This window comes from Xenorhabdus stockiae, from assembly GCF_002632825.1.
GTDB lineage: Bacteria > Pseudomonadota > Gammaproteobacteria > Enterobacterales > Enterobacteriaceae > Xenorhabdus > Xenorhabdus stockiae.
The window spans coordinates 53,775-67,045 of record NZ_NJAJ01000014.1; the positions used below are offsets into that span (position 1 = coordinate 53,775).

The following is a 13,271-nucleotide window of genomic DNA, read 5'->3' on the forward strand; positions in this document are numbered from 1 at the left end:
ATGTTGACGCTATTTAAAGAACTTAACAAAAATCAGGCATCAGTATGGGTTTATGAAAATAAGTTGAAACTGACATTCACAGGGGAAACGCCCCCTGATCAACTTATTGATCAAGTTAAACAGAAAAAAGAAAACATTCTTAATTTTTTAAATGAAAAAAATATCTTCTCAGTAGAAGACTTTAAGCGTTTTATTTCCCTTGAAAATTATGCTGGTAGGCCTGCTACTTCATCCAGCAACAAAAAGATTGAGGCTATTTTCCCTGCCACCAGCTTGCAACAGGGGTTTGTCTATCATTATCTTTCTCAGCCACAGGATGATGCTTATCGCGTACAGCTGCTATTGGATTACCACACCTCTATTGATGTTGACGCTTACCAACAAGCCTGGACACTAGCTTCGCGCCGTTTCCCGATCCTCAGAACCGCCTTTCATTGGGAAGGAGAAATATTACAAATCGTCACAACAGGTGCCAGTATTAATGCGACAAATTTCAGATACGAAGATATTACCCCTTTATCAGAAGAAGAAAAAAACAGGGCGATTGATACGCTCTCACAACATGATCTCTCCCTGCCATTTAATTTACGTCAGCCCGGATTAGCGCGCTTTACCCTGATTAAACAACATCAACAATTGATTACCGTAGTTATCACCCTACACCACAGCATCATTGATGGCTGGAGCTACCCGATTTTATTGCAAACCGTTCATAGCTATTACAACGCACTCGCACAGGGCCGCACACCTGAAATCGTTGTAGATAACACTTATCTGGACGCCCAACAATATTACCGCAATCATCAGACCGATACGGATAGTTATTGGGCTGAGCGCAAGGCCCAATGGCAGGGCACGAACGATTTATCGGCGCTGCTAAGCCACCGGATTGACTTGACCCAGATAAAAATGATCGAAAAACCGGCAGAAAAGCGACTCACTGTGCAGGGTAACGCTTATGAGCAGCTTAAAAACACCTGCCGGAGACACGGGGTGACACTGAATGTGGCGCTGCAATTTGCCTGGCATAAACTGTTGCACATTTACACCGCTGATGAGCAGACAATTGTCGGCACAACCGTCTCCGGTCGGGATATCCCCGTTGCAGGGATCGAGTCCAGTGTCGGTCTTTATATCAATACGTTGCCTCTGGCTGTGCAGTGGAAACAAACCGACAGCATCGTCGCCGTTTTACAACATATCCAGAAAAATATCGCCGACCTCAACAGCCACAGTGCCGTTTCTCTCTCCAGTCTGCAATCTGACGGAGAACGGTTATTTCACAGCCTGTTAGTGTTTGAAAATTACCCTTCTCCGGTGGCAGACGAGAACCAAACCGGCATCGAACAGACACTGACATTTCGCCGCGCAGTGGAGAAAGTGGATTATCCATTGTCATTGATAGCGTATGAGCAAGGTAACCGTTTAGTCATCAAATTTAATTATGGGAAAGACTGGCTGGAGGACGAACAGGCATTACGTTTGCTGGAGCAGCTTGAACGTATTCTGCACGAAGTCGCCTGTCATCCGGAACAGTCTCATACCGCTATCACCTGTCTCAGTGAGGAAGAGCGTCATATTTTGCTGAACAGTTGGAACCAAACCGATGCGCCTTATCCACAGGACAAAACCCTGCCACAGTTGTTTGAAGCGCAGGCGGCTCAACTTCCTGATGCCATTGCAGTGGAATTTGAAGAACAGGTATTGAGCTATGGGGAACTTAACCGCCGTGCCAATCACCTGGCTCACTATCTGATTACGCTGGGGGTATGCCCTGACGAGCGTGTTGCCATATGTGTTGAACGCAGCCCGGAGATGGTGGTGGGCTTACTCGCCATTCTTAAAGCCGGTGGGGCTTATGTACCACTCGATCCCGCCCTTCCGGGCGAGCGATTGGCTCACATGCTTAGAGATTCGGCCCCCGTAGCTCTACTTACCCAGTCTACTTTTGCACAGGCTCTGGAAGCTTCTCTTCCCTCGGCCAGTCATACCGTATTACTCGATGAACAACCGGCTTATCTCACCGACCAGCCAGCTCATGATCCGGTAGTTCCGGCACTGGCATCTCACCATCTGGCCTATGTGATCTACACTTCCGGCTCCACCGGCTTACCCAAAGGGGTGGAAATGCCGCAGTCCGCGTTATCAAACCTGCTGCACTGGCATCGCCATACGCCTGAACACCCTACGACCGCCGGAAAAACCCTGCAATTTGCAGCACTGGGTTTTGATGTTGCGTTTCAGGAAATCTTTACCACGCTGTGTGAAGGCGGCTGTCTGGTGTTAATTAGTGAAGCCCTACGCCGGGAGCCTCAGCAGCTCCTTAAATTGGTTCAGCAAAAACAGATTGAGCGAATCTTTCTGCCTTATGTTGCTCTCCAGCATTTTGCTGAGTCCGTCAACCTCAATGAAGAAAACGATCTTTCCTGCCTGAAACATATTATTACCGCCGGTGAACAATTACGTATCACCCCCGCCATTCAGCGTCTACTACGACACGCTCGTCATTGCCGGTTACATAATCATTACGGCCCGACAGAAAGTCACGTGGTAACGTCATACACGCTGGACAATGAGACTGAGCACTGGCCAACGTTACCACCGATCGGGCGCCCGATAGCCAACACGCAAATCTATATTCTTGACCCGCATGGTCAGCCGGTACCGTGGGGAGTCACCGGCGAAATTTATATCGCCGGAAAAGGCGTTGCCCGCGGGTATCTCAATCGCCCTGAATTAACGGCTGAACGTTTCCTGGGCTGCCCGTTCTCTAACGAGCCGGGAGCACTCATGTACAAAACCGGTGATTTGGGTCGCTGGCTGCCCGATGGCAATATTGACTATCTCGGTCGCAACGATTTTCAGGTTAAAATTCGCGGCTTCCGTATTGAACTGGGCGAAATTGAAAGTGCGCTGATGGCCTATTCACAGATCAAACAGGCGGTCGTGATTGACCGTGAGCATCGGGGTCATAAGGTACTGGCGGCGTATCTGGTTGCCGAGGACGCTGTCTCCGATGATATGTTGCTTGCGCACTTATCTGATCGCCTGCCAGACTATATGCTGCCCACCAGTTTTACTTTTATGGACGCTATTCCGCTAACGCTGAACGGCAAAGTCAACCGCAAAGCCTTGCCGGAACCACTTTTCGGGAACAGAGACAGTTATGTCGCACCCCGCAATGCTCTGGAAACCCAACTGTGCGCTATCTGGCAGGCAGTTTTAGGGCTGGAGCGGGTGGGTATTGAAGATAACTTCTTCCGTATCGGCGGCAATTCTCTGCTGGCGATTAAACTCACTTCGGCAATACGCCATAAAATGGCCGTTGATATTCCGTTAAATATCTTATTCAGTTGCAAGTGCATTGCTTTATTATCCCAATGGCTGGTAACGGATAATAAAAAAATCAGTTTACTTAATTTCCTAACACCAGAGTCAATGGCAACGGATAAACTATTTATGATTCATCCCGCTAATGGCGGTAGTGAATCTTATGTTACTCTGGCAAATACACTAGCGGATAACTACAACTGCATTGGTATCGATAATTACAATCTCAGTACAGATAACCAAATAGATTCATTACAAAAATTAGCTAATATATATATGCAGTTAATTCTGGCTGAAACCTCTATTAATCAACCTATCCGGATCTTAGGCTGGTCATTAGGTGGACAGTTAGCGATGGAAATTGCCTATCAATTAGAACAGATTGGCGTACAAAAAATCCAGTTGTTTTTATTAGATACGGTAATTAACGACGCTGAGACTAAAATACTTAGAAATAACATTGATATATCAAATATAAACCTATTACTCACTGATAAACTACAGAAAATGGGTGCCAGTGAAACCTATATCAATAAAGTATTGGAGGCTGCACCATTTGAATACAAAATAGCTGATTGTGACTTAAGCGGAATATTAAAACATACAAATATTACGCTATTCAAAGCAGGTGAAATCAATCCTGACTATAATGACGCTTCGCATGTAGAGTTGACTAAATCAATCATAAAAGTGACTGATAATAATATTTCTCAATGGGTAATCAATCCATTAGAAATTAAGCTATTAAAAAACCACCATCATAATAATATTCTTGAATGTACTTCTGTTATTCGCAAGGAAATAATTAATGCATTAGGAATTAAGGAATAGGCATTAATATAAACTAATTTGGTGGCGATTATGAGGCTGGTATTACCAGCCTCTTGTTCGATAAAATGTCCAGTCATATAGCTCTTTGTATTGTTTGAATATTCTACGCGAATAATTTTTCCACTATGTTCAATACTACCTTTATATCTATTTTTCTATGTTGGTATAAATAATTTAGTCAGTATCTATTTCATGATGATAAAACTGTATTCTTCAATAATTTTTCTCTTTAAGGTCTTCTTTAGCATTGGCATAGGGTACAGTTGTCACACTAAATATATATATACCGATAATAAAGTATTTATTTCCGTACTATCTCTTCTACAAGTTTGATGTTTCCATATTGTATTCAATATGTTAATTAATTGATTACATCAAACTGTTATATTAGATAAACAAAAAATTGTTACTGTTATATGTTAAATATCCATGCTTTACTCATTCGTACTTTTTCATTGGTTTTTCTTATAACAAATAGAATGAGGTAACTATGTTCGGGTTAACTGCCCTTGAACTTGCAAGGATACAATTCGCATTTACCGTTTCTTTTCATATTATCTTTCCCGCTATTACGATAGGTTTAGCCAGTTTTCTTGCTCTGCTGGAAGGCTTATGGCTGAAAACACGTAATACAGACTACAAAACGCTATACCACTTCTGGGCAAAAATCTTTGGTATTAATTTTGGTATGGGCGTGGTTTCCGGTTTAGTCATGGCCTACCAGTTCGGCACTAACTGGAGTTTTTTCTCTGAGTTTGCCGGAAGCATCACCGGCCCTTTGCTCGTTTATGAAGTGCTTACCGCGTTTTTCCTTGAGGCCGGTTTTCTTGGCGTTATGCTGTTCGGCTGGAATCGGGTGGGTGAAAAACTCCATTTTTTCGCTACCTGTATGGTGGCACTCGGTACAATTATCTCTACATTTTGGATACTGGCATCCAATAGCTGGATGCAAACGCCACAAGGCCATGAAATTATTGATAACCAGATTGTTCCCGTAGATTGGCTGGCCGTTATCTTCAACCCCTCTTTTCCTTATCGTTTGCTGCATATGGGAACAGCAGCATTTCTCGCTTCTGCGTTCTTTATTGCCGCTTCCGCTGCCTGGCATTTGCTGAAAGGCAATGATTCGTCCGCCATGAAAAAAATGCTGTCAATGGCGATGTGGCTGATTCTGATCATTGCTCCGTTACAGGCGTTTATCGGTGATTTACATGGCCTGAATACCCTGAAACATCAGCCTGCCAAAGTTGCTGCGATGGAAGGCCATTGGGAAAACCATCCCGGCGAAGCCACGCCACTGATTATATTCGGTATACCCGATCAGGAGGCAGAAGAGACTCGTTACGCCGTCAAAATTCCCTACCTTGCCAGTATCATCCTGACACACAGCATTGATAAACAAGTTCCGGCATTAAAAGAATTTGCACCAGAAGATCGTCCTAATGCTTTTATGGTGTTCTGGTCATTCCGGGTGATGGTCGGATTGGGATTATTAATGATTCTGGCGGGAGTCTGGGGGTTGTGGCTGCGCTATAAAAAACGGTTGTACCAGAGCCGGGCGTTTCTCCGCTTTATGCTCCTGATGGCACCTTCTGGTCTGATTGCCATACTCGCCGGATGGTTCACCACGGAAATCGGCCGTCAACCGTGGGTTGTCTATGGACTGATGCGCACGAAAGATGCGGTATCTGCTCATGGTGAATTCCATATGAGTATCAGCCTGCTTATCTTCTTTGTCGTCTACGGCGCTGTTTTCGGTGCTGGTTATGCTTATATGATGAAACTTATCCGTAAAGGGCCCAATAAGGAGTTAACAAATGGGTATTGATCTTCCTCTAATCTGGTTCCTGATTATCATCTTCAGTACCATGATGTATATCGTGATGGATGGCTTTGATCTTGGTATAGGTATCTTATATCCCATGGTTAAGGGGCAGGCAGATCGTGATTTAATGATGAATTCTGTTGCCCCCGTCTGGGATGGTAACGAAACCTGGCTGGTACTGGGTGGCGCAGGTCTATTCGGTGCTTTTCCTCTGGCCTATGCGGTGATTCTGGATGCGCTGGCAATTCCATTAACTCTTATGTTATTAGGACTGATATTCCGCGGCGTAGCGTTCGAGTTCCGTTTCAAATCCGCGCCAAAACATCAGCCGATTTGGGATAAAGCATTTATTGCCGGTTCAATCATTGCGACTTTTATACAGGGTGTCGTCGTCGGGGCTGTTATTGAAGGCTTTCCTGTAGAAAATCGTACCTATATTGGCGGGAGCTTCGATTGGCTTTCACCCTTTCCGTTATTTTGCGGTTTTGGTCTGCTTATCGCTTATGGGCTACTGGGATGTGGCTGGCTGGTGATGAAAACCGAAGGGCATTTGCAGAAAAAAATGCTCAGGCTTCTGCGTCCATTAACTTTACTGATGCTGGTAATCATCACTATCGTCAGTGTCTGGACACCGCTTTCTCAGCCAGCTATTGCTGATCGCTGGTTTAGTCTGCCTAACCTGTTTTTCTTTCTGCCTGTGCCATTACTGGTTTTATGGTCAGGCTGGAAACTGCTGGTTGCGAACCAGAATGGCGGTCATTACACGCCGTTTTTAGCAGCATTATTACTCGTATTCATGGGGTTCAGCGGGTTAGGGATCAGCATCTGGCCAAATATCATTCCCCCTTTTATCAGCTACGAAGAGGCTGCATCTCCTCCTGAGTCTCTGGGTTTTATGCTTGTCGGTGCACTATTTATCATCCCAATAATATTGACTTATACCTATTGGAGTTATTATGTCTTCCGAGGAAAAATCACCCATGAACAAGGCTACCACTAACACAGAACATTCACATTCTCCGCTATGGAAACGATTGGGCTGGATGATAACTATCTGGTGTTGTAGTGTATTAACGCTTTATGCCGTCTCGACTTTATTCCGTTTCTTAATGACAGCAGCGGGAATGAAGGTTAAGTAATTATTCATTTTCTGCCTGATTTTATTAGAACATAATCAATAGCAATATGTTTATATTAGATATTTGATTTAGTTATTCGGATTCTTTCTACAAATATTTAACGGCTTCATAATTGCAACATAATATAGAAAGCAATAAATGAAGCCGTTCTGTTGAGCTACATATCCTTCACCCTTTCAATTACTCTTCTGAGCAATCTTTATTCTCAATTAGACTGGAGAACTATAAGCCTGCAATGCTTTTTGACATAACTTAGAGCGCACACAATCTTCCTGAGAAAAATGAATTACACCAATTGCTTCATCATTAAAAAAACGCTCCAGCGCATCTGCCAGCCCTGATTTGGTGCTGTCCGGTAAATCGCACTGGCTGATATCTCCATTCACAATAACAGTTACGTTTTCTCCCAACCGGGTTAAAAACATTTTCATTTGATTAATCGTCACATTTTGTGCTTCATCAAGGATCACAAACGCATTTTCAAATGTCCTGCCACGCATATAAGCAAAAGGAGCTATCTCAACTTTTCCAATTTCAGGACGAAGACAGTATTGCAAAAACGATGCGCCCATACGTTTTAATAACACCTCATAAACTGGGCGGAAATATGGCGCAAACTTTTCTGCCACATCGCCCGGCAGATAACCCAAGTCTTCTTCCGCCTGCAATACCGGACGTGTCACGATGATTTTATCAACCTCTTTATTAATCAGTGCATCTGCTGCCATTGCTGTACTGATAAATGTTTTGCCACAACCCGCTTCACCATCAGCAATAACCAATTGTTTATTCTTAATAGCGCGCATGTAACGGTACTGCACTTCATTGCGTGGGCGAATTTCAGAGGTATCCCTGTTTTCACGTGCCATTCCAATTGCTTCTACTCCGCCAATCTGTACTAATGAGGTAACGTTATTATCATTGCGATAACGAGACTGACGCATATCTTTTTTTAGCATTCTCCTGACTTCGCGGCGAGATTTCATCACTGCTTTTTGTCTACTCATAGTCGCACACCTTATCGTTGGCTTCACACTTGCGGTGTTCTATCACCGATATAGAATAACTGCGTTATATTGAATAGAAGTGAGCTCCCTTTTCAGCTCATTAAGACCCATAAAAAAACCGGTGATAAGACAACCGCCTTTCTGTTGGCAGTTCGGTCTTCATCACCGGTTCACTTCCTGACTGAATTGTAATTGTTTCAGTATCTGTCATCGGCATTCCTCGCATATCCGCTTTACCGTAACCAGACTAAATTTAGCGGACTATGATGTCAGTATAATGACAATTTTTTATTTATGACAAGGTAACAATTTAAATTTTACTGAAACATTTTTTAACTTTTGATTGATAAATCACAAAGCAACAAAAACATAAAATAACAACTCAGCCAGTGTTAATTATTTTTTACAATTAGCGGCCAAATGATACCCGGCTTTCTGGGCTTCAGATTCTGAACGAAAATAAACCGCATTTTTCTCTGACGTGGTTTTATACCCTGAGCAATGAGAAAGATGATATATCATGCTATTTTTATTCCCTTTAATCGCTTCATTTGCAGCAGATTTAGCTGTTGATTTAGTCACTGAAACCGGTTCTGATACTGACCGTGCAGCATTTACATTTCGGCTATCAGTTTGCCCGGTAATCCCCTGACCTGAATTTTTATGCCCTAACTGCCACTTTTTGCTTCCAGTAACGAATGGATTGTGGTGCCCCATAATCCGGGCGATACGATTATCTCTTTCACGCTCCCAGGCTTCCACAGGATATTGCCGATCCCAGGCCATCATTAACTGCTGCTGCTGACGCGACATTGTCAGGTTATAGCGATCATGCATATAGAAATAGACTCTGGCAACCATGCCTTTCACTTTGTCACGCGGCTCAAACAAACGTGATTTAAAATCAACTTTACTACTACAGGCACCATACATGTTGGGCAGATTTCTGGCAGCCATTCCATACCCTAAATTGCTGCGATCCCCGTTTACTTCACCAATAGAAGGGGCCAGATTATGCAGATCCGATTCTATTACACGAAATGCCGGGTCACTATCAACACAGTTTTTTCTCCCGCCATTCTGCCAACATTGTCTCTGATGACCGAATACCCATGCTGGTACAATATGCTCCCACTCGATGCGTTCAGCTCGATTCTGCTGCGACCTTACATGATAGTTACATGAAGGTAAGTCAACGCGTCCACCACTTTTACCAACCCATTGCCAATCGCAGCCACAATACAAAGTACCAATACCTGACTTTTCCAGCCCAGCATAAACATATTTTCGCGATTCGACTTTAGCCTGTTCAAAGTTGGCCGGAGCACTCCATGCGTTAAAAGATACAATAAACCCAAAAAATAAAAGATAATTTGCCCAAAGGCGAATATTATTGCTCAAAATAATACCTATTTACTTGTTGTATAATACCAATCTGTTATCCTGCCTGAATAGACAAATAAATGACACATTTTTTATGTTTCGAATATTGCTTAATTTTATTACAGTGCCAGTTTGTTATTTTAGTTTGTCAAAACTAATATCACTTAATTCATCGAATAAGTTAATTTATTACAACTTTAAAGGCTCAAATACCTTGTTTATTAAGCTATTGCACTCAATTTATTTGGGTAAAATTAAATCAACTTTAGCATATTTAATACCATAAATGACAATTAACACTAAAATTGAACAGCTTGAACACGAGCTACTGGATGTTGTGAAAAAATATTCAGGAAATGAAGAAGTTACAATTAACACAATTAATACTTCAGAAAATAACTTACAAATTCAGGTTATCATCGCAGGTAAAAATCAATTAGATATTACTTTAAATTCATTTTCTGATGAACAATGACTACATTACATGTCTGAAAAATAAGCAAAGGGAACCATCATTGAATTAATGGCTCCCTTTATTGCTAATCTGTTAAGATTAATTAATACTTAAAACTGACATAATAAAAGTTAAGCGATATTAAAGTTATAATAAACGATATTATTTCCTAAACCCCAAATCATCATCCTGTTCATCACCGATGATCTTTCTGGTCAGTTCATAACAGTGGGTAATTTTTCCTTCGCTAAGCAGGAATCTGGCAAATACTTCAAATTCCGCATGAGTTCCATCTTTTTTGACTACCTTGACTAAGTGATGGGTATGAACATTATTTCCATTTTCTGCTACGGATAAAATATTAATATTCGTACTTATTAAAGCTTCTTTTAATACGTTAATATGTGAAACAAAATCATTGAAGAGAAGCTCATTGCCATTGGCTACCTGAATATAATCATGAGAAAAATAGCTTTCAATATCTGAAGTAGTAACATTATCTGTTTCAAGCATATATTTTAAAGCACTTACCACAACAGTAGAATAAGACATAGTATACCCTTCCATAAACATAAGAAAAAATAATATTTACTGCCATTGACTATTAACCCCGCCAGATAAAAATATCTGACGGGGTTAATAAATATTGGTGCAACTTAGCTTAACGAACAACTAATACGGAAATATTCGCGTACCCCACAATCCCCGATGCGTTAGAACCCAGTAGATGAGTTGAAATATCAGGCCTGCGTGAACCGACAATGATCAGATCAGCCCCGATTTCACGGGCAGTAGAGAGCACTTTATCTCTTGGTGAACCAAAGGCGACGGAAAATGATACTTTATCCTTCGGTAAGTTGATTTTTTCTACAACTTTCTTGAGTTCCTCTTCGGAATTTGCAATGGCTTTTTTCGCAAAGGCGCTCAGTAAATCATAATGATAGCTATAGCTTACAGAAAATCTCGAAATATCAGGCACCGAGTGAAACAGATGAACCTTTGCATCAGAAATTTTTGCCAAAAACTCCGCATGCTTGAGTGCATTGTCAGTCAGGTGATCTTCAGCAATATCTATTGGAACCAAAATCGTTTTATACATATTTACTCCCCTGTAATCGAATATTTCCCATCGTTTTCCAAGCCGTAGCCTTTTTCTGACTACATTTTGGAATGCGTGGGGTATAGCCGCTATACCATTACGTTTTTACAATTAGTGAAACCACAACAAAAACCACTAATAGCCGCTAAGCTGCAACAGTTAATTCAGATAACTACCTCACAACCAATACGGACGTCTTCGCATATCTGACGACTGCCGCAGAGTTGGAGCCCAGTAAATGAGTAGTAATATTCGGCCGCCTTGAACCAATCACAATAAGATCAGCGCCCAGCTCATCAGCCGTGGCAGTGATTTCATCTCTTGGTGAACCAAAAGCAATAGAGTAACTAATACGCTCAGCAGGTAGATCAATGGAAGCAACCAGCTTGCCCAGATCCTTCTCAGCAGTAATAGTCGCTTTATCTTTAATTTCCATATAGCCTAATGCGTAAGCATTAATAATCGCGGATGAAATGGGCAATACATGTAAAATATGTAATTTAGCACCTGTTTCTCTGGCTATGTTAAGCGCGCAGTGAACAGCTTTGCTTGTCAGTTCATCCTCAGAGATATCTACCGGTAATAAAATAGTTCTGTACATAATGCACGCTCCTATTAACTCAACTACCTAAATTAGCTGATTCTACGAGTATATTAAGATCCGGTACTACTTACTGTGAGTTGTCTAACAACTCAACATCTTAGGGTTAAACCAGGCTAATAAACAAATAGTTATATTCAGTGGATTTCAATATATATTGGAGTTCTATATCCCCCCAGCCTGCAATATATTGTATTAACGAAATCAGTTTAGCCTAAAAAATAAAACAAAAAAGGTGCTGATATGCAGCACCTTTTTAAATATAAATTAGGTTAATCTTTTTTCTCTAACGGAAAAGGAGCCGGGTGTTTCGTATTGTAGTTAAAGGTATACATGGCTGTGATGACCATCATAGCCACCAGCGTCCAGACAACTTCTTTTGCTCCTGTACCCACTACAGCCCAGATACAGTAAACAAAGGCGATGAATGTAATCGCAATATAACGCCCTTTTTCCTGACCAAAATGACCGTGACCAAGTAACAATAACGCCGCACAGGTATAAAGATAAGGTATCAGGGTAAAAATCACTGAAACAGATGAAACCAGACTGAACTCTTTTGCCGCATTAGGAGAGATACTGCTGAATTGGACAACAGTCATTAAAACACCCAGTATCAACAGACCTACTACCGGTGTTCCGGCTTTGTTCACTTTGGCAAAGACTTTAGGAAATAAACCATCATCAGCTGCGGCTTTTGCCGTCTGACCAGCAAGCAATGTCCATCCCCCCAATGACCCCAAACAGCCTGCTGCTGCACAGAATGCCACGATTGCGCCGGCTGTATCCCCCAGCGCCAAACGGGCAGCATCACCAAATGGCGAAGATGAAATAACCAGACTCGCGTTCGGGATCATCCCCATAATCACACTGCTGGATAAGACATAACACACAGCAGCAATTAACACGCCACCAATCGTGGCAATCGGTACATTTCGTTTGGGATTTTTAACGACACCAGCAGCAACTGAAGCACTTTCAACACCGATGAAAGACCATAACGTTACGTTTAAGGTACTTTGAATGGCGCTAAATGCGTTCATGCCGCTAACGTTCCAGGCATCCATATAGGTTGAACCGTTGAACCAAAACCAGCCAAATACAGCAACGGCGACAATCGGGATCAAAGCCAGAGTTGTTGCGACCGCCTGAACTCGGGTAATGACATGAGGCCCAATAATATTCAGGAAAACAAATATCCATAGTATTGCTATACAGGTAAATGTTGAAATAACCGGATCTTTCAGAATAGGAAAAAAGTAGCTGATATAACCTACTCCAATCACAACCATCGCGATATTACCAATCCAGCAGGCCAGCCAGTAAAGGACGTTAGTCTGATAACCTAAAAATGGCCCGAAAGCTCTCCTTGCATAAGCATAAGAACCTCCGGGGCTATCATCCAGCGAAGAGATCTTGGCATAGACAATGGATAACCCGACGGCACCAATGATGGTAACCAGCCATCCAAGAATTGCTATTCCTCCTGTTGCCGCTAGACTCGCCGGCAGTAGAAAAACACCCGACCCCATGATATTTCCCGCTACCATTAATGTAACGGGGATCAAACCCACTTTTGTTGATTCCGCAACTGTAGCCATA

Annotated in this window: 11 protein-coding genes; 5 read left to right on the forward strand and 6 right to left on the reverse strand. The window is 42.3% G+C overall.

Annotated elements, in window-relative coordinates; genetic code table 11:
• The 4 genes from Xsto_RS08825 to Xsto_RS08840 all read left to right on the forward strand — a co-directional run bounded on the left by Xsto_RS08825 (position 1) and on the right by Xsto_RS08840 (position 7,125).
• The gene (locus tag Xsto_RS08825) at positions 1–4,161 is read left to right on the forward strand and encodes a non-ribosomal peptide synthetase (RefSeq protein WP_099124805.1); all 4,161 of its coding nucleotides are present in this window, start codon (positions 1–3) and stop codon (positions 4,159–4,161) included.
• 490 nt (positions 4,162–4,651) lie between these two features.
• Complete coding sequence (locus tag Xsto_RS08830) at positions 4,652–5,989, forward strand: cytochrome ubiquinol oxidase subunit I (RefSeq protein ID WP_099124806.1); 1,338 nt, start codon at positions 4,652–4,654, stop codon at positions 5,987–5,989.
• Positions 5,979–6,986: a cytochrome d ubiquinol oxidase subunit II gene (gene cydB / locus Xsto_RS08835; protein ID WP_099124807.1), complete on the forward strand. Its 1,008-nt coding sequence runs from the start codon at positions 5,979–5,981 to the stop codon at positions 6,984–6,986. Before Xsto_RS08830 ends, cydB begins: the two co-directional genes overlap by 11 nt.
• Positions 6,967–7,125 carry a DUF2474 domain-containing protein gene (locus Xsto_RS08840; protein WP_169926615.1) on the forward strand — a complete coding sequence of 53 codons (159 nt, stop codon included), beginning with the start codon at positions 6,967–6,969 and terminating at the stop codon, positions 7,123–7,125. The genes cydB and Xsto_RS08840 overlap by 20 nt, the downstream gene beginning before the upstream one ends.
• Positions 7,126–7,334: 209 nt before the next feature.
• Here Xsto_RS08840 and phoH read toward each other — a convergent pair whose 3' ends face one another.
• Together phoH and Xsto_RS08850 are read right to left on the reverse strand one after the other, a co-directional pair.
• Positions 7,335–8,132: a phosphate starvation-inducible protein PhoH gene (gene phoH / locus Xsto_RS08845; RefSeq protein ID WP_099111433.1), complete on the reverse strand. Its 798-nt coding sequence runs from the start codon at positions 8,130–8,132 to the stop codon at positions 7,335–7,337.
• Positions 8,133–8,528: 396 nt separating this feature from the next.
• A complete protein-coding gene (locus Xsto_RS08850; RefSeq protein ID WP_099124808.1) occupies positions 8,529–9,533 on the reverse strand; it encodes an endonuclease in 1,005 nt (334 codons plus the stop codon).
• 268 nt (positions 9,534–9,801) lie between these two features.
• Here Xsto_RS08850 and Xsto_RS08855 point away from each other — a divergent pair, with 268 nt between their 5' ends.
• Positions 9,802–9,990, forward strand: coding sequence for a hypothetical protein (locus Xsto_RS08855; protein WP_099111435.1), 189 nt, complete (start codon positions 9,802–9,804; stop codon positions 9,988–9,990).
• Positions 9,991–10,131: 141 nt separating this feature from the next.
• On the opposite strand, the gene Xsto_RS08860 is transcribed toward Xsto_RS08855, so the two are convergent.
• The 4 genes from Xsto_RS08860 to adiC form a co-directional block, all read right to left on the reverse strand.
• Positions 10,132–10,521: a hypothetical protein gene (locus Xsto_RS08860; protein ID WP_099111436.1), complete on the reverse strand. Its 390-nt coding sequence runs from the start codon at positions 10,519–10,521 to the stop codon at positions 10,132–10,134.
• 109 nt (positions 10,522–10,630) lie between these two features.
• Positions 10,631–11,068 carry a universal stress protein gene (locus Xsto_RS08865; protein WP_099111437.1) on the reverse strand — a complete coding sequence of 146 codons (438 nt, stop codon included), beginning with the start codon at positions 11,066–11,068 and terminating at the stop codon, positions 10,631–10,633.
• A 172-nt stretch (positions 11,069–11,240) separates the two neighbouring features.
• Complete coding sequence (locus Xsto_RS08870; protein ID WP_099111438.1) at positions 11,241–11,669, reverse strand: universal stress protein; 429 nt, start codon at positions 11,667–11,669, stop codon at positions 11,241–11,243.
• Positions 11,670–11,941: 272 nt separating this feature from the next.
• Positions 11,942–13,270 (reverse strand): arginine/agmatine antiporter, encoded by a 1,329-nt coding sequence (gene adiC, locus Xsto_RS08875; protein WP_099124809.1) that lies wholly within the window; start codon positions 13,268–13,270, stop codon positions 11,942–11,944.
• Between the last annotated feature and the right edge of the window lies 1 nt (position 13,271).